Source organism: uncultured Polaribacter sp., assembly GCF_947501385.1.
GTDB lineage: Bacteria > Bacteroidota > Bacteroidia > Flavobacteriales > Flavobacteriaceae > Polaribacter.
The window spans coordinates 20171-42932 of sequence record NZ_CANMVP010000001.1 but is presented as its reverse complement, the minus strand read 5'-3'; the positions used below and the strand labels follow the sequence as shown (position 1 = coordinate 42932).

General features: G+C 34.4%; 16 protein-coding genes, 3 tRNA genes and 3 pseudogenes. 11 read left to right on the top strand and 11 right to left on the bottom strand.

All coding sequences use genetic code 11. The features are described 5' to 3' along the window. The first annotated feature begins 51 nt into the window (after positions 1 to 51). Positions 52 to 1005: an acetyl-CoA carboxylase carboxyltransferase subunit alpha gene (locus Q0998_RS00220; protein WP_299664563.1), complete on the top strand. Its 954-nt coding sequence runs from the start codon at positions 52 to 54 to the stop codon at positions 1003 to 1005. 105 nt (positions 1006 to 1110) lie between these two features. Here Q0998_RS00220 and Q0998_RS00215 read toward each other — a convergent pair whose 3' ends face one another. From Q0998_RS00215 to Q0998_RS00205, 3 genes are all read right to left on the bottom strand, one after another. Then, on the bottom strand, positions 1111 to 2139 hold the full coding sequence (locus Q0998_RS00215) for a TlpA disulfide reductase family protein (protein WP_299664560.1): 1029 nt from the start codon (positions 2137 to 2139) through the stop codon (positions 1111 to 1113). 313 nt (positions 2140 to 2452) lie between these two features. Further along, a complete protein-coding gene (locus Q0998_RS00210; RefSeq protein WP_299664557.1) occupies positions 2453 to 2677 on the bottom strand; it encodes a hypothetical protein in 225 nt (74 codons plus the stop codon). Between the two features lie 452 nt (positions 2678 to 3129). Then, positions 3130 to 5691 (bottom strand): ATP-dependent Clp protease ATP-binding subunit, encoded by a 2562-nt coding sequence (locus Q0998_RS00205; protein WP_299664555.1) that lies wholly within the window; start codon positions 5689 to 5691, stop codon positions 3130 to 3132. Between the two features lie 263 nt (positions 5692 to 5954). On the opposite strand from Q0998_RS00205, the gene gyrA reads away from it, so the two are divergent. Together gyrA and Q0998_RS00195 are read left to right on the top strand one after the other, a co-directional pair. Then, positions 5955 to 8462, top strand: coding sequence for a DNA gyrase subunit A (gene gyrA, locus Q0998_RS00200; RefSeq protein WP_299664553.1), 2508 nt, complete (start codon positions 5955 to 5957; stop codon positions 8460 to 8462). A gap of 22 nt (positions 8463 to 8484) precedes the next feature. Beyond that, on the top strand, positions 8485 to 9738 hold the full coding sequence (locus Q0998_RS00195) for a tetratricopeptide repeat protein (RefSeq protein ID WP_299664550.1): 1254 nt from the start codon (positions 8485 to 8487) through the stop codon (positions 9736 to 9738). 48 nt (positions 9739 to 9786) lie between these two features. Here Q0998_RS00195 and Q0998_RS00190 read toward each other — a convergent pair whose 3' ends face one another. Both Q0998_RS00190 and Q0998_RS00185 read right to left on the bottom strand, forming a co-directional pair. Next, the gene (locus Q0998_RS00190; protein ID WP_299664547.1) at positions 9787 to 10557 is read right to left on the bottom strand and encodes a C40 family peptidase; all 771 of its coding nucleotides are present in this window, start codon (positions 10555 to 10557) and stop codon (positions 9787 to 9789) included. A gap of 15 nt (positions 10558 to 10572) precedes the next feature. Beyond that, positions 10573 to 11748, bottom strand: a complete 1176-nt coding sequence (locus Q0998_RS00185) for an acetyl-CoA C-acyltransferase (RefSeq protein WP_299664545.1) — start codon at positions 11746 to 11748, stop codon at positions 10573 to 10575. A 136-nt stretch (positions 11749 to 11884) separates the two neighbouring features. On the opposite strand from Q0998_RS00185, the gene Q0998_RS00180 reads away from it, so the two are divergent. The 4 genes from Q0998_RS00180 to Q0998_RS00165 all read left to right on the top strand — a co-directional run bounded on the left by Q0998_RS00180 (position 11885) and on the right by Q0998_RS00165 (position 14387). Beyond that, the gene (locus Q0998_RS00180) at positions 11885 to 13948 is read left to right on the top strand and encodes an HDIG domain-containing metalloprotein (protein WP_299664542.1); all 2064 of its coding nucleotides are present in this window, start codon (positions 11885 to 11887) and stop codon (positions 13946 to 13948) included. Positions 13949 to 14051: 103 nt separating this feature from the next. Continuing rightward, positions 14052 to 14135 (top strand) — tRNA-Ser (locus Q0998_RS00175). A 70-nt stretch (positions 14136 to 14205) separates the two neighbouring features. Continuing rightward, a tRNA-Pro gene (locus tag Q0998_RS00170) sits at positions 14206 to 14280 on the top strand. 30 nt (positions 14281 to 14310) lie between these two features. Beyond that, positions 14311 to 14387, top strand: a tRNA-Arg gene (locus Q0998_RS00165). A 733-nt stretch (positions 14388 to 15120) separates the two neighbouring features. Here the strand turns inward: Q0998_RS00165 and Q0998_RS19355 are convergent. Then, positions 15121 to 15951, bottom strand: a pseudogene (locus tag Q0998_RS19355) (recombinase family protein); the annotation flags it as partial. Between the two features lie 1159 nt (positions 15952 to 17110). Between Q0998_RS19355 and ssb the strand changes: the two are divergent. The 4 genes and pseudogenes from ssb (at position 17111) to Q0998_RS00145 (ending at position 18366) form a co-directional block, all read left to right on the top strand. Continuing rightward, positions 17111 to 17449, top strand: a complete 339-nt coding sequence (gene ssb / locus Q0998_RS00160; protein ID WP_299664540.1) for a single-stranded DNA-binding protein — start codon at positions 17111 to 17113, stop codon at positions 17447 to 17449. 73 nt (positions 17450 to 17522) lie between these two features. After that, positions 17523 to 17972, top strand: a pseudogene (locus Q0998_RS00155) (JAB domain-containing protein). A 24-nt stretch (positions 17973 to 17996) separates the two neighbouring features. Beyond that, positions 17997 to 18194 (top strand): annotated as a pseudogene (locus Q0998_RS00150) (hypothetical protein). Beyond that, the gene (locus Q0998_RS00145) at positions 18178 to 18366 is read left to right on the top strand and encodes a hypothetical protein (RefSeq protein WP_299664538.1); all 189 of its coding nucleotides are present in this window, start codon (positions 18178 to 18180) and stop codon (positions 18364 to 18366) included. The pseudogene Q0998_RS00150 and the gene Q0998_RS00145 overlap by 17 nt, the downstream one beginning before the upstream one ends. A 109-nt stretch (positions 18367 to 18475) precedes the next feature. On the opposite strand, the gene Q0998_RS00140 is transcribed toward Q0998_RS00145, so the two are convergent. From Q0998_RS00140 to traM, 5 genes are read right to left on the bottom strand one after another with little or no spacing between them, the layout of a single operon-like run. Further along, complete coding sequence (locus Q0998_RS00140) at positions 18476 to 19453, bottom strand: PDDEXK nuclease domain-containing protein (protein ID WP_299664536.1); 978 nt, start codon at positions 19451 to 19453, stop codon at positions 18476 to 18478. Between the two features lie 51 nt (positions 19454 to 19504). Further along, the gene (locus tag Q0998_RS00135; protein WP_299664534.1) at positions 19505 to 19924 is read right to left on the bottom strand and encodes a TraQ conjugal transfer family protein; all 420 of its coding nucleotides are present in this window, start codon (positions 19922 to 19924) and stop codon (positions 19505 to 19507) included. 16 nt (positions 19925 to 19940) lie between these two features. After that, a complete protein-coding gene (locus Q0998_RS00130) occupies positions 19941 to 20441 on the bottom strand; it encodes a conjugal transfer protein TraO (protein WP_299664532.1) in 501 nt (166 codons plus the stop codon). Positions 20442 to 20500: 59 nt separating this feature from the next. Then, positions 20501 to 21421, bottom strand: coding sequence for a conjugative transposon protein TraN (gene traN / locus Q0998_RS00125; RefSeq protein ID WP_299664529.1), 921 nt, complete (start codon positions 21419 to 21421; stop codon positions 20501 to 20503). Positions 21422 to 21439: 18 nt separating this feature from the next. Then, entirely contained in the window at positions 21440 to 22666 is a 1227-nt protein-coding gene (gene traM / locus Q0998_RS00120; protein WP_299664526.1) for a conjugative transposon protein TraM, read from the bottom strand. Positions 22667 to 22762 lie beyond the last annotated feature (96 nt).

Below are 22762 nucleotides of genomic sequence, written 5' to 3'. Positions count from 1 at the left end.
ATTTTATAGTATGTTTGTCTTTACAAATAACTAAAATCAAAGCACTATAATATGGAATATTTAGAGTTTGAAATGCCAATAAAAGAGTTGCAAGATCAACTACAGAAATGTCAGATTATTGGTGAAGAGAGTGAAGTAGATGTTACCGCAACTTGCAAAAAAATAGAAAAGAAACTAGAAGCGTCTAGAAAGAGTATATATAAAAATTTAACACCTTGGCAACGTGTTCAATTGTCTAGACACCCAAATAGACCTTATACATTAGATTATATCAAAGCCATTTGTGGAGATAGCTTTATGGAACTTCATGGAGATAGAAGTGTAGGTGATGACAAAGCCATGATTGGTGGTTTGGGTAAAATTGGCGACCAATCTTATATGTTTATTGGCCAACAAAAAGGCTACAATACAAAAACACGTCAATATAGAAATTTTGGGATGGCAAATCCTGAAGGGTATAGAAAAGCCTTACGCTTAATGAAAATGGCAGAGAAATTTGGCATTCCTGTGGTTACCTTATTAGATACTCCAGGAGCGTATCCTGGTTTGGAAGCAGAAGAACGTGGTCAAGGCGAAGCCATTGCCAGAAATATTTTTGAAATGACCATTTTAAAAACGCCCATTATAACAGTTGTTATTGGTGAAGGAGCTTCTGGAGGTGCCTTGGGAATTGGAGTAGGAGACCGGGTTTACATGATGGAAAACACTTGGTATACCGTGATTTCTCCTGAATCTTGTTCTTCTATTTTATGGAGAAGTTGGGAATTTAAAGAGCAAGCAGCGGAAGCTTTAAAATTAACTGGAAACGATATGAAAAAGTTGAAGTTAATTGATGGCATTATAAAAGAACCAATTGGTGGCGCACATACAGATCGAGAAGGCGCTTTTAAAGTTGTTCAAAATCAGATTGTAGCTGCTTTTAACGAATTGAAAGATTTGTCAGAGACAGATTTGGTTGCCAAAAGAATGGAGAAGTATGCAAATATGGGTGTTTATAAAGAATAAGTATTCAACTACAGATAAATTAAAAAAAGCGAAATTCAGAATTGAATTTCGCTTTTTTTATGTTGTAAGTTTTGCTTGAGATCTTGCAAAAACTATCAATCTACTTTAGATCCCTAAAGAAGTAAAGACTTCCTTTAATTCTGGGTCTGAAGGTCGGGGTGCATTGGCATTTACAATATTTCCTTGAGGATCAATTAGAATAAATCTCGGAATAGAATTGATTTGATAAGCTTGTTGAAAAGAAAAATCTTGTCCTGCCCATAATTGAGTGCCTGTTAATTGTTTTGCTTTTACAAAATCTCTCCATTTTTTTTCAGCAGCTTCCCAAGAGCCACCACTTCTTCTAGATTCATCTGTAGAAAGACTAATGAATTCTATATTTTTAGTATGATACTCTTTTTCCAATTCTTTTAAATAAGGAATTTGTTGAATGCAAGGCCCGCACCAAGTTGCCCAAACATCTATATATACATATTTCCCTTTAAAAGCATCTAAAGACTTTTTGCCTCCTTTAAAATCAACATAGTTTTCAAATTTTGGTGAAGGAGTTCCTTTAGCCATTCCCTTATTACTCGCGTATGTTTGAGTAAAGTAATTCATCATTTGCGTAGTTTGTTGATTCGCCATGCTAACCAAAGAACTGTCTATATCTTGATAAGAGTTTAAGATACTATCATATCGTTTTTTAATAGCTTCTAATTTATTTTTAAACGCTTCTTCTTCAAGATCTAATAGTAAAGAAGGATTGCCAAGGTGCTGACTTTCTTTAATTTGCGCAATCATAAAGTTACTGTTTTCAGCTCCTTCTCCAGAGTACTTAAAACTTGTCATAAAATCTTCTGCATCTCCTGTTAATTGAAGATCGAAACCATTTTTTAAATAAATTGGCGCTCTTTTAGCATTGCTCGTTTGAAAGGTATAGATATCTCCTTTGGCTACTTTTAAAGTGTCTTTAAAAGTTCCGTCTTCATTTATTTGTATTGTTTTTATAATACCAGTTCTGCTAGCTACGGTTAAAACAGAATCTTTATTATTTTCTAACTTTCCTTGAAAAGTGATGTATTCTTTAGAATGTTCTTTTGTACAAGCACTCATGAGTACAATGGTAAAAAGAAGTAGGCTTAATTTTTTCATTTGAATAGATTGTTATTTGAAAATCAATCGCAAATATAGAATTTAATAGTTTTAAAAAATAGTTAAAATAAAACAACTTTACCAAGCGTAACCAACAGATAGGCCTATACCAATGGAGAGGGTTTCTTCTTGTATACCCGTTAAAAATGCAATTCCAGTAAATAAGTCTGCTGTGAAGTTTTTGCTTAAAAACCATTGATGTCCAATTTCTGCACCAACACTAAAAACAGTTATGCCATTTTTAGATCGATTGCTTAGATTTAAATATCCAGCACTCGGACCCGCATGAAATCCTTTTAAAGATTCATTTGTATCAAAATAGAATCTTTTTTTCTAAACCAACACCAAAACCTTTAAGGTCAGATTTAGAATAATAGAGTACTGAAAAAGTGGTAGATTGATTTTCTCTTTCTGAATATTCGAAACCGACATTAGCTATTCCAAAAGCCAAACCAAGCGGGTTCGCTTTAATAACTTTATTTTGTGATTTTATGCTTACTGTTGTAAAGATAAGCAGCGTGAAAAGTATCTTTTTCATAGGATCAATTTTATAGAGGTCAGTAGTTACTTATTAAAAACAATAATCAACTAACTATGTCTGGTTGAGCGCAGTCGAAACCTATATAAAGCAGACCAATAGTTCTCGATAGCTTTGCTAGCTACTTTCAATGAAAATACATTTTCATTTTAGTAATGCTACCATTGACGTAGCTTGTAAGTTACTGTTTTACAAATTATTAATATATGTCTGGTCGAGCGCAGTCGAGACCTTCTTTAACCTCTCGACTGCGCTCGAGGAGACATTAGGTCATTCCAATCGCTTGATAAAAATTTTTTTCTCGGGTCTCGAACGGACAATAACGAATAACTCAAACACTTAATAAACAGTATTTTAAAACTTGAATTTAGTGTGTATTTAACTACTGACCTCTAAAATTTTAAATCAAAAATAAAAAAAATCCCAAATTCTCATTTGGGATTTCTTAAATTTTAAGACTTTGTCTCTGTTCGAGATTCTTCTTTCTTTTTACCTTTCTTAATTTTGATGGTCAGTTTGTTTTCTTGCTCATCTAAATCCATAGTAATGGTATCGCCTTCAGAAAGTTTAGAATTTACAATCTCTTCTGCCAAGGCATCTTCAATATATTTTTGAATGGCTCTTTTTAGTGGTCTTGCGCCATATTTCTTATCAAAACCTTTGTCAGCAATATAATCTTTTGCTTTTTCACTTAAATTTAGAGTATAGCCTAAATCTGAAATTCTATGGAATAACTTATCTAATTCAATATCTATAATTGAGTGAATGTCATCTCTTTCTAGTGCGTTGAATATGATTACATCGTCGATTCTGTTTAAGAATTCAGGTGCAAAAGATTTCTTTAAAGCACCTTCAATAACAGATTTTGCATGCGCATCTGCTTGTTCTTTTTTAGACGAAGTACCAAAGCCAACACCACCACCAAAATCTTTTAGTTGACGTGCACCAATATTAGAAGTCATAATAATAATGGTATTTCTAAAATCGATTTTTCTACCTAAACTGTCTGTAATATGTCCGTCATCTAAAATTTGTAACAACATGTTAAATACATCTGGATGCGCTTTTTCAATTTCATCTAAAAGAATTACAGAATAGGGTTTTCTTCTTACTTTTTCTGTTAACTGACCGCCTTCTTCGTACCCCACATATCCTGGAGGTGCTCCAATTAAACGAGAAATCGCAAACTTCTCCATATATTCACTCATATCAATTCTAATTAAAGAATCGTCAGAGTCAAATAATTCACGAGCTAACACTTTTGCCAATTGCGTTTTCCCAACACCTGTTTGTCCTAAGAAAATAAAAGAACCAATGGGTTTGTTAGGATCTTTTAAACCCACTCTATTTCTCTGTATGGCTTTTACCACTTTGGTAACGGCAATATCTTGTCCTACTACTTTTCCTTTAATTAATTGAGGAAGTTCATGTAATTTATGGGTTTCTGCTTCCGCGACTCTATTTACAGGAATGCCTGTCATCATAGAAACTACTTCTGCAACATTGTCTTCCGTGACAACTTCTCTATTCAATTTAGAATCATCTTCCCATTGTTTCTGAGCAGAATCTAAGGCAGCTTCCATGTTTTTTTCATCATCTCTTAACTTTGCTGCTTCCTCATATTTTTGTCCGTTTACTGCTTTTGTCTTTTGATCGCGAATCACTTCTAACTGCGCCTCTAATTCTAAAACTTGTTTTGGAACCACAATATTTGTAATATGAATTCTAGAACCCGCTTCATCTAAAGCATCAATGGCTTTGTCTGGCAGGTACCTGTCTGTCATATATCTATTGGTTAACTTTACACAAGCTTCAATGGCTTCATCTGTATAATTTACATGATGATGCTCTTCATATTTACCTTTGATATTGTTTAAAATCTGAATGGTTTCTTCAACCGTTGTAGGGTTGATAATCACTTTTTGGAAACGACGTTCTAAAGCGCCATCTTTTTCAATATTCTGACGGTATTCATCTAAAGTGGTAGCACCAATACATTGTATTTCACCTCTAGCCAAAGCAGGTTTTAGCATGTTCGAAGCATCTAAAGAGCCCGTTGCACCACCGGCACCCACAATGGTGTGAATTTCATCAATAAAAAGAATGATATCTTCATTCTTTTCAAGCTCATTCATCAATGCTTTCATACGTTCTTCAAATTGCCCACGGTATTTTGTGCCTGCAACCAAACTTGCCAAATCTAAAGAAACCAATCGTTTGTCAAACAAAATTCTAGAAACTTTACGCTCTACAATTCTTAAAGCCAAACCTTCTGCAATGGCAGATTTACCAACACCAGGTTCACCAATTAACATTGGGTTGTTCTTTTTTCTTCGACTTAGAATTTGCGAAACTCTTTCAATTTCTTTTTGTCTGCCCACTACAGGATCTAGTTTGCCATTTTCTGCCAAAGCTGTTAAATCTCTACCAAAATTATCTAAAACAGGTGTTTTCGATTTTTTAATAGATTTTCCTTTTTGAGGTTGGTCAAACGGATTTGTTTTTTCTGATTCAAACTCATCGTCAGAAGGTGTTTCCGCGACAGGGTTATTTAGTAATTCAGCAGTATCATCTACATGTAATTGTTTGTACAAAGCTTTTGCTTCATCATAATTTACATGGTATTTCTGAATTAGTTTTGTTGTAGGATCATTTTCATTTCTAAGGATGCATAATAACAAATGAGCCGTATCAATAGACTCACTTTGATATAGTTTCGCTTCTAGAAACGTAGTTTTAAGCGCCTTTTCTGCTTGTCTTGTTAAATGCAAGCTTTTCTTTTCTGAAGTCTCTGTAAATGCAGGATTTACAGGATTCAGTTGTTCTAGTTTTTTTCGCAACAACGTAGTATCTACATCAAATGCAGTTAAGATCTCTATTGCTTTTCCTTCTCCTTTTCGAATCAATCCTAATATTAAATGTTCTGTCCCAATAAATTCATGCCCTAATCTTAGTGCTTCTTCTTTACTGAAAGCAATTACATCTCTAACTTTTGGTGAAAAATTATCGTCCATATTTTATGCTATCTTGTTGTAAATTTAGTCCTTTTTTTTTTGAATAATTACAAAAAAGGTGCCAAGGCTGAAAAACTGACAGTTTGACTTCGAATACAAGTTATAAAACTATTGAAAACCAGGCAAATAAAATAGTGTTAAAAATTATCAATAAATGTTGATAACTCTCTTCATTTCAGCGTAGAGAAATCTTTGTAGATACTAACAGAAATAGTATCTTGCCTTGTTTTAAAAAAATGACTTAATATTAATAGAATATATATATGGCAGACGGAGAAAAGTTAATTCCGATTAACATTGAAGATCAGATGAAAGCTGCGTACATCGATTACTCGATGTCAGTGATTGTTTCAAGAGCATTACCAGACGTAAGAGATGGTTTAAAACCAGTTCACAGAAGGGTTTTATTTGGAATGCACGAATTAGGAATTAAAGCGACTGGAACGTATAAAAAATCGGCAAGAATTGTTGGGGAAGTTTTAGGAAAGTATCACCCACACGGAGATACTTCTGTATACGATTCTATGGTACGTATGGCGCAAAACTGGAGTGTGCGTTATATGATGGTAGATGGGCAAGGAAATTTTGGTTCTGTAGATGGAGATTCGCCAGCGGCAATGCGTTATACAGAGGTTCGAATGCAAAAAATATCAGAAGACATGTTGGCTGATATTGAAAAAGATACTGTAGACCATCGTTTAAATTTTGATGATACCTTGCAAGAACCAACGGTTTTACCCACTCGTATTCCCAATTTATTGGTCAACGGAGCATCGGGAATTGCTGTGGGTATGGCAACAAACATGGCACCTCATAACCTCACAGAGGTCATCAATGGAACCATTGCTTATATTGAAAATAATGAGATTGAGATCGATGAATTAATGCAGCACATCACGGCACCAGATTTTCCTACAGGAGGCATTATTTATGGTTATGATGGTGTTAGAGATGCATTTCATACAGGTCGAGGACGTATTGTAATGCGTGCAAAAGCCATTATTGAAGAAGTAAAAGGACGTGAATGTATCATCGTTACAGAGATTCCTTACCAAGTAAACAAAGCAGAAATGATTAAAAAAACTGCTGAACTTGTCAATGATAAAAAAATAGAAGGGATTGCGAATATTAGAGATGAATCTGATAGAAACGGAATGCGTATTGTGTATGTTTTAAAACGAGATGCAATTCCTAACATCGTTTTAAATAAATTGTTTAAATACACGCAATTACAAACTTCTTTTAGTGTTAATAATATTGCCTTGGTTAAAGGAAGACCAGAGCAATTAAACTTGAAACAATTAATTCATTATTTTGTTGAACACAGACATGAAGTGGTGGTTCGTAGAACAGAGTTTTTATTAAAGAAAGCAGAAGCAAGAGCACACATTTTAGAAGGATTAATTATTGCGTCAGACAATATCGATGAAGTCATTAAAATTATTAGAGCTTCTAGCAATGCAGATGAAGCGAGAGAAAGCTTAATCGAGCGTTTCGAATTGACAGAAATTCAGGCAAAAGCCATTGTAGAAATGCGTTTGCGTCAATTAACTGGTTTAGAGCAAGACAAATTGCGTGCTGAATTTGACGAAATTATGTTGACAATTACAGATTTGAAAGACATTCTTGCCAATGAACCAAGACGTTATCAAATTATAAAAGACGAATTATTACTTATCAAAGAGAAATATGGCGATGAGCGTAGATCTATTATAGAATATGCTGGTGGAGACATGCGTATAGAAGATATGATTCCTGATACAAAAGTGGTGGTTACCATTTCTAATGCAGGTTATTTAAAACGTACAAATCTAGACGAATATAAAGTTCAGAATAGAGGAGGAAGAGGTCAAAAAGGTGCCACCACAAGAAATGAAGATTTCTTAGAGCATTTATTTGTAGGTACAAATCATCAATACATGATGTTTTTCACTCAAAAAGGAAAAGTATTCTGGATGCGTGTGTATGAAATTCCTGAAGGTGGAAAAAACACCAAAGGTAGAGCGATGCAGAATTTGATCAACATCGAACAAGATGATTCTGTAAAGGCATTTTTGGTAACACAAGATTTAAAAGACGAAGCCTATATCAACAGTCACTATGTAATTATGGCGACTAAAAAAGGACAAGTTAAAAAGACTTCTTTAGAGCAATATTCGAGACCAAGAACCAATGGTATCAATGCAATTACCATTAAAGAAGGTGATGAGTTGCTAGAAGCTAAATTAACAACAGGAGATAGCCAAGTAATGTTGGCATTGGCCTCTGGTAAATCAATTCGTTTTGAAGAAGCGAAAACCAGACCTATGGGAAGAACTGCTTCTGGTGTAAGAGGAATCACATTACAGCATGAAAATGATGAGGTAATTGGTATGATTGCTGTAAACGATATGGAAAGCAATATCTTGGTAGTTTCTGAAAAAGGATACGGAAAACGTTCTAAATTAGAAGATTACAGAGTAACCAATAGAGGAGGTAAAGGTGTAAAAACGTTGAATATTTCAGAAAAAACGGGTAACTTAGTGGCCATTAAAAATGTAGATGATTCTAATGATTTAATGATTATTAATAAATCGGGGCTTACCATTAGAATGGCTGTAGAAGATTTAAGAGTGATGGGACGCGCAACACAAGGGGTTCGTTTGATTAATATTAAAGATACAGACAGTATTGCTGCCGTAGCCAAAGTGATGCATGAAACCGAAGAAGATGCGGATGAATTAGAAGATGGCACGGAAATTGAAAATGATTCAAATGAAAATCAAGAATAAAAATTAACTTAAAACGTATACAATGAAGAAACAAATATTAGTACTTTCTATAGGTTTAATGTCTGTAATGGCATTTGGTCAAAAGAAAGAAATAAGAAGCGCAGAAAAAGCGATTAAGAATAAAGATTATACAACAGCATTAAATACTGTAAACGCATTAGATGGAATGTTAGCTGGAATGGATGCGAAGTATAAAGCAAATTATTATTTCTTAAAAGGACAGGCTTTAGCAGGTAAGAATGACTACGAGGGTGCAGCTAACTCTTTCAATAATTTGTTTTCTTATGAAAAGGAAATTGGAAAACAAAGATATACAAAAGAAGCGCAACCAATGTTAAACGAACTGATTCAAAAGGTATCTAACTTAGCAATCAAACAGTACAATACAGACAAAAATTATAAAGATGCAACTAAAAACTTTGCCTTAACCTATAAGTTAAGTCCAACAGATACCTCTTTTTTATACAATGCCGCTGTAAGTGCTTCTTTAGATAAAGACAATGATACTGCTTTAAAATACTTTAAAGAATTAAAAGAAGTGGGGTATACAGGTATTACAACTCAATACCTTGCCGTGAATAAGGTCTCTGGTGAAGTAGAAAATTTAGGTTCTAAATCTAATAGAGATACCATGGTGAAATTAGGACAGTATACATCTCCTACCCAAAAAACTTCTGAGTCTAAGTACGCAGATATTGTAAAAAATATTGGATACATTTTAGTAAACCAAGGAAAAACGGAAGAAGCTATTGTGGCATTACAAGAAGCAAGAAAGTCGAGTCCAAAGGATGTAAATTTAATATTGAATGAAGCACAGTTGTATATCAAGCTTGATGATATGGAGAAGTTTGGTGCTTTAATGGAAGAAGCAGTAAAGTTAGATCCTACAAACCCTACCTTATTTTTTAATCTAGGAGTTGTAAATGCGAATGAAAATAAAACGGAAGAAGCAATTGGTTATTATAAAAAAGCCATTGAGTTAGATCCAAATTATGGAGATGCTTATATGAATTTGGCTGTTGCAATGCTTTCAGCAGAAAAAGCAATTGTTGAAGAAATGAATAAAAACCTATCAAACTTCAAAAAATACGACGCTTTACAAGACAAGCAAAAAGCTTTGTATAAAAAAGCGTTGCCTTTTTTAATAAAAGCAGATAGTTTGAATAGAAATGAAGGCACTGTAAGGTCTTTACTAAATATTTATGATACGTTAGAAATGGAAAAAGAAGCAGACGCTTTAAGACCAATATATAAAGAAATGAGAGCTGGTAATTAATCTTATCACTTTCGTAAAAAAAACCGAAACTTCATCGTTTCGGTTTTTTTATATCATTTTTTTAATGACCCTTAATGTATGTGTGTGTTTTTGCAGGTCTGTATTAAAGATGCCACTATGGTCTAAGGTATCTATTCTTACTTTTCCATAAGAATGAATAATATGATAATCATTCAAAATAATGCCTACATGCATAATTTCACCTTCCTCGTTATCAAAAAAAGCCAAATCTCCAGGTTCACTTTCTTCAATAAAACTTAACACTTCGCCTTGAGTAGCTTGTTCTTTTACATCCCTTAACAGACTATATCCACAGAGTTTGTAGACCATTTGCGTAAAGCCAGAAGCATCAATGCCAAAAGGCGTTTTTCCTCCCCATACATACGGCGAATTTAAGTACGTAAAGGCAATTTTTAAAATTTCATGCTTAGCTAGTTTTCCTTCAAAAACTGAATTTTCATAGGTGTACTTTTGATGTTCCAAAAAGAATTCGCCATTTTGTAATAATGGCAATTCAGAGCCAATTGCAATCGTGGTAAGCTCGTTTTTTTTATTGGTCACAAAATCTAGAATTTCACTAGAATATCGAGGAGTTTCTTTTACGATAGAATGATAAAAATTTGCTGTAATTTCTACATACTGCTTATTGTCTATAAATCCTTCAAAATGATCAAAAGTCAAACGGATTTTACTCCAGTTTTTTTCTTTTTCGAGCACTTCAAAATGTTCTCCAAAAAGTAGCTGACTAATCATTTCAGATTGGTCAGCCTTTGCAGCTCTTAAAGGAACCATACTTAAATTACAAATGCCAAAAAGCATAAATAGAGACAGATTTTAAATTCGTTCTATAACCATGGCACTAGCGCCACCGCCACCATTACAAATTCCTGCAGCACCAATTTTCGAATTATTTTGTTTTAAAATAGACGTCAATGCAATAACAATTCTTGCTCCAGAAACCCCTAACGGATGCCCTAACGACACTGCACCACCATTTACATTTACGTTCTCGTCTGTAATATTTAACAACTTCATATTTGCCAAACCAACTACAGAAAAGGCTTCGTTTAATTCAAAATAATCAACATCATCTATAGCAATATTTGCCTTTGCCAACGCTTTTGGCAATGCTTTTGCAGGAGCCGTTGTAAACCATTTTGGTTCATGTGCAGCATCTGCATAGCCTCTAATTTTTGCCAATGGTGTTATGTTTAATTCCTTGGCTTTTTCTAAAGACATTAAAACCAAGGCAGCACCACCATCATTAATGGTAGAGGCATTGGCTGCAGTAACAGTACCTTCCTTTGTAAAAGCCGCACGTAAAGTTGGAATTTTTTCCATCTTTACATTTGTATATTCTTCATCTTCCGAAAAAATAATTGGATCTCCACGTCTTTGCGGAATTTCTACCGGCACAATTTCATCCGCATATTTTCCTTCGCTCCACGCTTTTGCAGCTCTTTTATAAGATTGAATTGCAAAATTATCTTGGTCTTCTCTAGAGAAATTATATTCTGTAGCACAGTCATCTGCACAAACGCCCATAGCAACCTTTTCATAAGCATCTACTAAGCCATCTTTTTGCAAGCCATCTTCCATAGTAATGGAACCAAATTTAGTACCACTTCTTGCATGTTGGTAATGCGGAATCGCACTCATGTTTTCCATACCACCTGCTACAATAATATCTGCATCTCCTAAAGCAATGCTTTGTGCAGCCAACATGATGGCTTTCATTCCTGAAGCACACACTTTATTAACGGTAGTACAAGGCACGGTATCTGGGATGCCCGCATAGATGGCAGCTTGTCTTGCCGGTGCTTGTCCTAAGCCTGCAGAAACTACATTTCCCATAAAAACTTCTTGTACCATCTCTGGCGCCAAGTTGATTTTATCTAAAGCTCCTTTTATAGCAATAGCGCCTAATTTTGGTGCTGGTATAGCAGATAAACTTCCCATAAAACTTCCAATAGGTGTTCTTGCAACAGAAACAATTACGACTTCTTTCATATAATATATTGAGTTTATTTTAGTGTAAGATTGTCTGCTAAATTAATCTTTTTTAATCAATTTTTATAGGATTGTTTGGGTTGAATTTTCGACCTAAACTTTTTTGCACTAAGTTTGTGCTAGCAAGATGATAAATATGAGCAAACTAGTAAATAAACTGTATCAAAATAACACCATCATTTTTAAAGTAATTTTATTTATAATTACCACGGTTGCGATTGTTTATTTGTTTCCAAAAGGAGGGCAATTTAAATATGATTTCGACAATGGTCAACTATGGAAATATGACAACTTATACGCTCCATTCGATTTTGCAATTCAAAAATCTGAAGAAGAAATCACCGCAGAGAAAAAACAAATTGAAGCAAATTCAAAATTGTATTTTACCTACAATTCTTCCGTAGTACATCAAGTTAAAAACAATTTTGAAAGAAGGGTAAATTCTTTGCCTGTAAGTGATTCTTTAACCGCAAGGCAAAAATCTAATTTTATTAGAAAGGGACTCAATATTATTGACAAAGTTTACAAAGTAGGCTTTTTAGAAGTGGTGAGTCAAGATAAAGTAGTCAATAAAGACGAATTTGTTTCGATTCGGGTAGATAACGAGGTCAAAGACATTCCTTTTAAAAATCTATTCAATTCGAATGATGTACTAAAAATAATTACCCAGAATTTAGATGAAAATTTTGAGGTGTACGGAACCAAACAAATTTTTACTATTTTAACGGAGGTCATCAAACCTAATACTAGGTACGATGCTGATTTTACCGAGAAAGTTATTGCCAACGAAATCAATAACATTTCCTATACCAAAGGAAAAGTGTCTGCAGGAGAATTGATCATCTTAAAAGGAGATATTGTTGGTGGCAAAAAACTAGCGATTTTAAGTTCCTTAAAAAGTGAATCTGAATCTAAAATCTGGACAGAATCTAATTACAATTGGATTATTTTAGGGTATACAATTCTTGTCGCATTGGCATTACTGATGCTATTACTATTTCTGAAAAAAAACAGATTAGACATTTACAACAATAACAACAAAGTTACTTTTATATTTTTCAACGTGTTCTCGATGATTTTTATACAAACGTTGGTGATAAAATACAATTCAGACTATTTGTACGTAGTTCCTTTAAGTGTGTTGCCCATCATTTTAAAAACCTTTTTTGATGCCCGTTTGGGTTTGTTTACCCATGTGCTTACGGTGTTGCTATTGGGCTATGTGGTTCCGAATAGTTTTGAGTTTATATATTTGCATATTATTGCAGGAATTGTCACTATTTTATCGGTTTCAGATTTGTACAAAAGAGCCAGTTTGTTTATCTCTGTGGCACAGATTACAGGAATTTATATGATTACCTATTTTGCATTTTCAATTATCAAAGAAGGAAATGCTTCGCAAATAAACCTAGATTATTTTATGCTTTTTGCGGCCAACGGATTGCTTTCTTTTCTAGCGGTTATTCTGATTTATATGTATGAAAAAATATTCGGTTTGGTGTCTGATGTTACGCTGTTAGAACTTTCAAATACAAATTCTAAATTACTTCGTGAACTTAATGAAAAAGCACCAGGTACTTTTCAACATTCCATGCAAGTTGCCAATTTAGCAGAAGCCGCGGCAAATGAAATAGGCGCCAACTCGATGTTGGTAAGAACTGGTGCCTTATATCATGATGTTGGGAAGATGATAAATCCGATGTATTTTACAGAAAATCAAACCACGGGAGTGAATCCACACCATGAATTGTCTCCAAGAGATAGCGCCAAAATTATTACAGATCATGTGATTAAAGGCGTAGAGATTGCAAAAAAATACAATTTACCCGATAGAATTATAGATTTTATTCGAACGCATCATGGAACCAGTACTGCGTATTACTTTTATAGGAAAGAGAAAGAATTGAATATAGACACCGAGGTAGATATTAAAAAATTTCAGTACAAAGGTCCCAATCCCTTTTCAAAAGAAACGGCCATTTTAATGATGTGTGATGCTGCTGAAGCGGCGTCTAAAAGTTTAAAAAAACCTACCGCACAATCCATCAGTGATTTAATTGATAAAATTGTAGACAAACAGATGGCAGACAACCAGTTTTTAAATGCAGATATTACGTTTAAAGAGATCGAAATTATCAAAAAAGTTATCAAGAAAAAACTCCTAAATATTTACCATTTACGAGTGGAATATCCAGAGTAAATAAAAGATAAAAAAAATTGAAAAACATCTTGCGAATTTGTAAATGTAATACTACATTTGCACTCGCAATTTTAAAGAAGTGCGTACAAGTTCAAAAAAAATAGGAGAGGTGCCAGAGTGGTAATGGAGCAGATTGCTAATCTGTCGACGGGTAACTGTCGCCAGGGTTCGAGTCCCTGTCTCTCCGCAATTTTTAATTATTTCGGCGTGTGGTCTCTCAATTTTAGTTGAGAAAACACATACCACTTACACATTTTCGGGGTGTAGCGTAGCCCGGTCATCGCGCCTCGTTTGGGACGAGGAGGTCGCAGGTTCGAATCCTGCCACCCCGACACAGTTGGTCGTAACAACTTAAAAATTACGGGCTCTTAGCTCAGCTGGATAGAGCACCTCCCTTCTAAGGAGGCGGTCGAAGGTTCGAATCCTTCAGGGCTCACCAAAGCGGGGATTTCGTCAAAAATGATGGAATCCTCGCTTTTTTTATTTCCTTTATTCCTTAGTATATAAGGGTTTAGAGAGAAAAATGAATTTACACGAGTGGTTCGAACTTGATCCAATTCCCTATTATAAAAGATTCCATCAGGAAACAGCATTTTCTGAAAAATTTTCCTATTCTCGAAATTGGATGATTCCCATAATAGCAAGGGGTCTTGGCATATTTTGAGGGTTAAATTTAATACCTTTTTAAGGTTCGAACTATATCCTCCGGTTTTATTTAATTGTTGTTCGATTTCAAAATATTCTTTTTGGTATTTTGGTCTGAATTTGTCATAAATGTTGCGGTCTATCTCCCCAATGGCAAAACGCTCCTCTATGGTATCCAGTTTCTTTTTTATATCGTTTAAATTACCCTTTAAAGCATTTGCACTCTGCATTTTCGATTTAAAAAAGACCGTAATTTGTTCCTCTAATTGTACTTTTAATACTTCAAGTTCTTCTTTATCTACATGAAATACAGCTATAGCTTTTTTAAATAGCTCGTGCATTGCTTTGGCACTTCGGTTTACTTTACATCCCCTAGTTCTGCATTTGTAATAGTATAACCCTTTCTTCTTAACAAGGTAGCCCGTAAGCGCCTGTTCGCATTTACTACATTTTGTAAACACTTTCAAGGGCAGATTGTCGTTTTCTTTATCATGAACAAATCCATGTATGCGCTTCTCTTTTCTGATATTATTGACTTCCAAAAATAATTCCTTTGAAATTAATGACTCATGATGACCATTAATAACTTGACCAGGTATCATTCTACTGGTAATTAATCCGCAATAAAATGGATTCAAAAAAAGCTTGTTCAGACGTTTATCTGAAATCTTAATTCCCATTTTGTTTAATTTTCTTGCGATTTCGGCATTGGGTAATTGACTATAGGCTTTCCATTCAAAAGCTTTTTTCAAAAGTTTTCCTTCTTCATTGACTATCAGTTTTCTCTCTGTAGCCCTGCCTTTGTTTAAGTCTTGATAACCACGTGGAACAGACCATAACCAATAACCCTTTAGTAGCAACTCTTTCATGCCTGTAACCACCTTGTCTTTCCTCAATTCGTTATCCATTTGCCCAAAAAGGAAAAGTATTTTTTGTTGAAATGAACCTGCGGGCGTTGTTGGATCAAGTTCTTGTGTTACCGCGAGAGTAATAACACCGTACTTTTTCAATAGCTCATCAGCAATCAAAGCACCAGCGATTCCTGAACGGGAAAAACGCTCATAAGAGTAAACTATGATGTAATCTATAGTTTTATTTCGCTTTACGAATGCAAGCATCCGCATAAACTCCTTGCGATCATCTGTTTTAGCAGACTCGTAAGTTCCTCCAAAATAATCAATAATAGTTAGGTTTCGTTTTTCTGAGTACAACTCACAGTGCTTTTTCTGAGATGCCAGACTTGTGTTGTTCTCCTGATCAGCGGATGATACTCGAGTATATATAACGGCGTTATTTCCTTTTTCAAATCCCTTTGGAACTGGTGCAGCAAATTGTCGAAAAATGGCTAAATCATTCATAGTTGCAAATACTTAATATAACTACTAAATATACGAATTAAGCGTCAATTCTGAAAACTTTAAATCTAAAAAACATCATCTTTCTCCTTTAGGATGATCTCTAGTATAAGCAAAGCAAATGTTTCTGCACTCTTGATAAGTTTGTGATATTTTTCTTCAGATATATTTCTAAATTTGGGAATACTCCTTATCTTTTCAATTGGGAGTCTTATTTTTACTCTCTCTGTGGCTTGCTGTATATCTTCTTTACGGGGCGTTTCCATAGGTTAAAATAGTGTCGTATCACTGCTCCGACTAACACCAGAGCAATAATGTCATTTACACAAACCTATTTTTTTTACAACATACTGTATTTTAATAGATATAAATGACTGTATTTGTCATGTATTGTCTAGTTGATGCTCTTAAAAATATATATCTTATGAGACTCTGAACCTCGATTTAATGGCAATTCCTTTTTTAATTTTTCGGCACATTTCCTTGAATAGGATACATTCTTAATCGATAATAAAGGGATACTCTTCAAGAAAAAGAGCCTCTGAAATTTTTTTAAAAGAATCTACACAAAACCGCTACTCTTATTTTGTGTACACTCTTTTTAGCGGATGGATTCTTTCATTATATAGAACTAAAACTATTGGATTTTAAATAGAAACCCAACCCCTTCATTTTCTGAACCAAATTCTCGGCAAATCCTTCTCGGATCTTTGTTGAAGAATTCTTAAAAATGAAAGGATTGGCTCGAACCATTTTAAGGGGTTTATAATAGATGGCGCCTTGGTTGTTTTTCGGGGCATCGAAAAACAAGCAGGGCCTAAGCACTTCTAGTTAGAACATCTCTGTTTCAATCGCTTAACTTCCCGTACGCTCATTTTACAAATGTGTTCAAAAGAATTGCTAATGCCCTTATGGAACTTGTAAAGACTACACAAGTTTTAGAAAAAAATAAGGTTTCTACTTCCTTGAAAACCAAAAGGCCTGCCTGTCGGCAGTCAGGTTTTACTACGTCGCAGACACTCCTGATTTTTTCCGAAAAGTCTTGACAAAACCCACGTCATCTATTGTGCTATGCACGAGAGAAATCGAATAAAACACCCCTTAAAATTTAATTCAGTTTAAACCAAAACAGGGGAATTATAAATCTTTTAAATTTTATATCATGAGTACATTAAAAAACAAAGTACAGTTCATCGGAAACGTTGGGCAAGACCCAATTATTACAAATTTGGATAGCGGTAAAAAAGTAGCCCGTTTGTCAGTAGCCACTAATGAGAACTATAAAAACTCAAAAGGCGAAAAACAAACCGATACCAATTGGCACACTATTGTGGCATGGGGTAAAACTGCTGAGATCATTGAAAATTACGTAACAAAAGGCAAGGAGATTGCCATTGAGGGCAAATTGACTTCAAGAAGTTACGAGGACAAAGAGGGCGTAAAACGTTATGTAACCGAAGTGGTTGTAAGTGAAATATTACTATTAGGAAACAACGGGTAAACAAAAAGGAAGGGGGGCAATCATCATCAAAATTGTTGCCCTCTTTTTCATTATAAACTTAAAACAGCAAACAATGAAAGTACAAGTTAACGAAATAAAGATTAGTTACCGAGAAAAAATAGGAATTGCGCAATCTCCGACTATTAAAAGTTCAAGGGATGCAGCAACCCTAATTTATAAAAATTGGGATGAAAATACCATCGCTTTGTATGAATCTTTTAAGGTAGTATTGCTCAATAACTCCAATAAAACAAAAGGCATCTACCCATTGTCTTCGGGTAGTATCACAGGTACATTGGTAGACATCCGCATCTTATTTGCCATTATTTTAAAAACCCTTTCTGTGGGAGTTATTTTAGTACATAACCACCCTAGCTGAAAATTAATCCCGAGTGAATCTGACCGAAAATTGACCGCTAAAATAAAAAATGCTTCTAAACTTTTTGATGTAAAAATTTTAGACCATTTGATTTTAGCACCTAATGGTAGTTACTATAGTTTTGCCGATGAAGGTATTTTATAATAGAATTTATCAAAAACGACAAATATGATCTATTTAAATTATAACAATCTTGATGCAGAAACACAAAACCGTTTGCTTTCAGTTTCTAAAAAAGATATTGAAAATACATTTGGAAATGATTTGAAAACCTATGCCAAAAAATAGTACATTAATTATGATGTTTTGTTGGAAGAAGAGGCACTACGAAATTTATATAATTACGAGTATGTATTCAATATATAACATAAAAACGTCTTCAAAAATTGAAGGCGTTTTATCTTTTTTGGTTCAAATTTTCTATTTTTATTTACACCTCATAAGAAAGGGCTATTTTGTTTGTGTAGATAGAGAAGAAGACGTTTGTATAGGCGATGTGGACGATTACGATGATGGTAACGACTATGAAAATAAATAGCAAATTGAATTCTTAAAAAGGAAGTGTTTTTACGCACCTCCTTGACTTCTTTTCTTTGGGTTTTGCGGAGACAAGAAAAGAAGCAAAAGAACTCCGCTTGGACTGAATATTATTCTATTTTACCCTCAAACAATTCGTGGAATTTTTGTTGCAGTATTTTTTTATCGGGTAATTTTGTTTTGTATTCAGAAACCATTGTTGGCGACAAACTTCTACTCATTGCATATTCTACCACTTCACTATCCTTATCTTTACAAAGTAAAATTCCGATACTTGGGTTTTCGTTGGCTCTTTTCACATCCCTATCCAAAACTTCTAAATAAAAATTAAGCTGTCCTAAATGTTGTGGTTTGAATTTATCTGATTTTAGCTCAAATACAGCAAGACATTGTAAAGCTCTATGATAAAATAAGAGGTCTATAAAAAAATCGTTATTGCCTACCTGCACTTTGTATTCTTCTCCAATAAAAATAAAATCTTTTCCTAATTCTAAAATAAAATTTTTCATCTGCTTTATAAGTCCTTTTTGCAAATCACTTTCGTTATGGGATTCGTGCAGGTTTAAAAAATCAAACACATAACTGTCTCTAAAGGTATTGGATATACTTTCTTTAATTGCTCTCAACGGTGTTGAGAGTTTTGAGTTACCTATCATGGTCCGTTCAAAAAGACTTGACGATATTTGCCTATCCAGCTCACGGTAACTGTAATTTTCCTGTTTTGATAATTTAAGGTAAAACGCGCGTTCTTCATTCGTTTTGCATCGTGAAAAAATTGCCAAATTATGAGACCAACTGATTTCTCTCGACAGTGTTGAGAGTTTTGGGAAATCTTGATAGGTTTCATAAAACTGCTTCATTCGCCACAGGTTTTTATCAGAAAAACCTCTAATATGTGGTTCTTTTTGTTGAATATAACTAGCTAATTCTGATACGACTGACTTCCCCCATTCCGATTGTGCTACTTTAAGTGAAATATGGGAACCAATCTTCCAATAAAGGCTAATGAGTTCTGTATTTACTGCTTTTACAGCATGGTTTCGAGAAACTTTAATAAGCGTAATAATATCTGTAAATCTTTTGTCCATGGTGATGCTTGATATATAGCGAAATTAAAAAATTTCATTTATTGATGTTTTTTAATTCTTTGATTCTTGTGCTCCAAACTCAAAACTCACTTTTTCAGTTTGCCCGAAAGTATCTTCCACATAGACATCAAACTGATGATTTTGTTTGGATTCTGCTTTGTAATACAATCTAAAATTTCGATGTTCAATGGCGTACAGATCATTTGGGACTGAAAGGTGCATATTTTCTAAAAACAATCGCCCTTTTCCCTCATTTTGAAAAAATCGAATTTTATATATCGCTTCCTTATAATTCCCCGCTGTCTCCAACGTGCAACGGATTTCCACCGTTCCGTTTTCTGGAACGTCTGAAGGGATTGGTAAATGCGTTAATTTGAACGTGTAGGCTTGTTGAATCTCTAATGTTTCATCCTTGCAAGAAATAGCCATTATTAAAATTAATACAAGCCCAATAATTGAGTTGGTTTTCATTTTTTTCATTTTTAAATTAATTTATAAAGATGCGTGTGCCTATACCAAACTGTGATCGCCATTTGGATAAACCACTTTTAGGCAAATAGGTTATTTCCGAAAAGCCAAACAATACCCAACGGTTGGACAAGTACGTTTCCAATGAAAGCGTTGCATTACCACCATAGACAAATCCCGAAGTATTTTTAAGGGTTGCTCCGTCTTGTAATAATGCGGTATTTTTATTGAAGACCTCATAACCCGCTACTCCCGATATACCTACATATACTAAAACGCTTTTGCGATGGTTACTCAATGCTTGCAAAAAATATCCGATGTTTCCGTTATAGTACTCATAGGGCAATTGCCCTTTTTTATAATCAAAAGTTTTATGCTGGTATTCCATTCCAAACTTCCAATAATTACCTGATGCCGTATTTGATACTATGGCTAATTGAAAACCGAAATCTTTATCCATCGTACTAATTGATTTCATCGGAATAGCTCCTGATACTTGTATTCCTATTTCGTCTCCCAATAGACGTTGTGCTTGTATAGGGCTTATCAAAAGTAAAAGCCCTATCATAATTATTATTCTTAGTTCCATCGCAACTGTAGTTTTTCAATGGTTTCTACTTGTATCAAATCTTTATTCTCTAATTGAAATGTTTGGTGTCTGCCACCATTTTTTTCAAACACATCGACCACTAATAATTTGTCATTAGGTAAGGTGATCTTACCTAAACAGAACACCGAGTGTTCTTTACTTTTACCCTGTATTTGCCCAAGGGAATGATATACACGGACAGGTTGTAGCTGTTTTTCTTGCATAGCTGTTTTTTTCAATAGCTTTTTATCCACAATTTTAAAGATGATAAAATCTACTTCAAAAGGGACGCTGGAACGATTTTTTAATGCTGTATGGAAATACAATAAACCTTTTTCTACATACAGTCCCTTTAAACGAAACTGAATGCTTGCTTTTTTAGAACCGATATGATGAATGCGAGTACGGTTATTCCGATATATGGATTCCATTATCAAATCCACCAAACGAGGAGATTCTCCTGCTAATTCTCTAAATAATACGGTTTGTTTATTGGGGTGTTTACGAGCATCTTTCATAATTGCCTCGTTCATATCAATATTCAGTTTTTCAGGCTCATCTGCATATTTGACGTTGAATGTGTAAAAACTGCCGTCTTCACAAATCACTGTGAGGTTGGTTTCAGCAGTAAAATGTTCTTTTTTGGCTTTTATACGCAATACATTTTCAGCTTGTTTCGCTTTTCCTGCAATCAAATTGTTACTGCCTAAATCCACATAACGGATAGGAGAAGCAAACAGCAAATGTGTTGTTTTGTGGAAACTGATTTCCAATCCGAACGGAACAATCATTTGTTGATACGAAAAGGGTTGACTCCATCCTCTAAATAAATCACTAGATGGTTTTTCTTGTGCGATTGCACTTTGACCTATCATGATTAAAATCATAAGTGCTTTTAAATTATTTTTCATTTTTTCTGGTTTAAAAAGTTATTGAATTTCTGAAAGCAGTAATACACTATGTCCTGCTTTTACTTTGATTTTTATATGTTGAATTTTCTTTTTTAGGTAGTTGGATGTTCCTTGTAATACTCCTTTTCCCATATCAGTCAGTAATTGCTCAGAAGCAGAATTATTAAGCGAAAAGGCAGTGCCTGAGGCAGTACCTAAACTTAACAATACTTCTTTCACTGCATTTTGTTCCAAAGTACCAGGAACTAAAACTCCTTTTTGTCCGTCTAAATCATATACTTCCAATTGTACAGGCACTAATAACCCTCTGTATTGTATTGATGTAATGGTTAATAGCAAACGATTCCCTTGTAGTTTAGGGCTTGCCGTAAAAATGGTTTGAGCTGGTACAACCACATTGGCGACTTGTATCGGTTCTAACAATCGAATAGGGACGCTTTCACCTTGTACAATTTCCATGGTTTGATGTACACAGGCTTTTATGGTGTTGCGTTGGGTTTCTTGTACCAACCCTACTACAGTGTTAAAAGATTGCCCATTATTCCAACGACCATTTTGTAAACTTGATACCACCAATTCTTGATGCTGTTGTACTGATTTAATCTGTATCTTTCGGTGTTGTCCGTTTTGTACAGGTGTTCCTTTTACTGTAGTTTCTTGTGTAGTTGCGGGTAAATATTTTGAAGCCATTTGATACGACTTTTCCAACAATGCCAACTGACGTTCTTCTTGATTCACCACATCATTTTTAGAAGCTACTTGTTTTTTCAATGCCTCAATTTCTTCTTGTAAAGCTTTGGTTTGTGACGTTTCGTTGGTGTAAAAGTTATCCAAAGTTTTATGTATATTTTGATACGCCGAAACAGAAGCTCCAATGTGATTCCTAGCCGATGACGGTGTATGTCGATTGGTTTTTGACATGGGTTTCTGTATCGTATCATTTTGAAATAAATCGGATAGACTAGCCATCGCTTGTCGTTTTCGTTCTTGCTCCTCTACTAATTGTTGCTGTTCGTATGCCGATTGTTTATCGTCTAATAGCCCTGCACCAGTTGCCTGTGGAATAGATACATTCATCCCTTTATTTGTGGTATGTCCTGTTTTTTTATGAGTATCAGGAGCAAATAATACATACATCACGCCTATAAATAGCAGCGAAAGTGCTGTATATACAAACAATTTCTTATGCTTCTCCTGGAGTTTTATAGGACGTTTCTCTCGATTTTCTTTTTGATTATTTTTCATCTGTTTAAAATTTTATAATTATTAATGCTTTTTTTAGGTTTCAAAAAATACCATTCCAACGACCCAAAGAGTTAGTGCTACATAACCTATAAAGAG

Bases quoted from the DNA above. Each gene is read 5' to 3' on its own strand.
- Q0998_RS00220 (WP_299664563.1), top strand. From the start codon at position 52: ATGGAATATTTAGAGTTTGAAATGCCAATAAAAGAGTTGCAAGATCAA.
- Q0998_RS00215 (WP_299664560.1), bottom strand. From the start codon at position 2,139: ATGAAAAAATTAAGCCTACTTCTTTTTACCATTGTACTCATGAGTGCT.
- Q0998_RS00210 (WP_299664557.1), bottom strand. From the start codon at position 2,677: ATGAAAAAGATACTTTTCACGCTGCTTATCTTTACAACAGTAAGCATA.
- Q0998_RS00205 (WP_299664555.1), bottom strand. From the start codon at position 5,691: ATGGACGATAATTTTTCACCAAAAGTTAGAGATGTAATTGCTTTCAGT.
- gyrA (WP_299664553.1), top strand. From the start codon at position 5,955: ATGGCAGACGGAGAAAAGTTAATTCCGATTAACATTGAAGATCAGATG.
- Q0998_RS00195 (WP_299664550.1), top strand. From the start codon at position 8,485: ATGAAGAAACAAATATTAGTACTTTCTATAGGTTTAATGTCTGTAATG.
- Q0998_RS00190 (WP_299664547.1), bottom strand. From the start codon at position 10,557: ATGCTTTTTGGCATTTGTAATTTAAGTATGGTTCCTTTAAGAGCTGCA.
- Q0998_RS00185 (WP_299664545.1), bottom strand. From the start codon at position 11,748: ATGAAAGAAGTCGTAATTGTTTCTGTTGCAAGAACACCTATTGGAAGT.
- Q0998_RS00180 (WP_299664542.1), top strand. From the start codon at position 11,885: ATGAGCAAACTAGTAAATAAACTGTATCAAAATAACACCATCATTTTT.
- ssb (WP_299664540.1), top strand. From the start codon at position 17,111: ATGAGTACATTAAAAAACAAAGTACAGTTCATCGGAAACGTTGGGCAA.
- Q0998_RS00145 (WP_299664538.1), top strand. From the start codon at position 18,178: ATGTATTCAATATATAACATAAAAACGTCTTCAAAAATTGAAGGCGTT.
- Q0998_RS00140 (WP_299664536.1), bottom strand. From the start codon at position 19,453: ATGGACAAAAGATTTACAGATATTATTACGCTTATTAAAGTTTCTCGA.
- Q0998_RS00135 (WP_299664534.1), bottom strand. From the start codon at position 19,924: ATGAAAACCAACTCAATTATTGGGCTTGTATTAATTTTAATAATGGCT.
- traN (WP_299664529.1), bottom strand. From the start codon at position 21,421: ATGAAAAATAATTTAAAAGCACTTATGATTTTAATCATGATAGGTCAA.
- traM (WP_299664526.1), bottom strand. From the start codon at position 22,666: ATGAAAAATAATCAAAAAGAAAATCGAGAGAAACGTCCTATAAAACTC.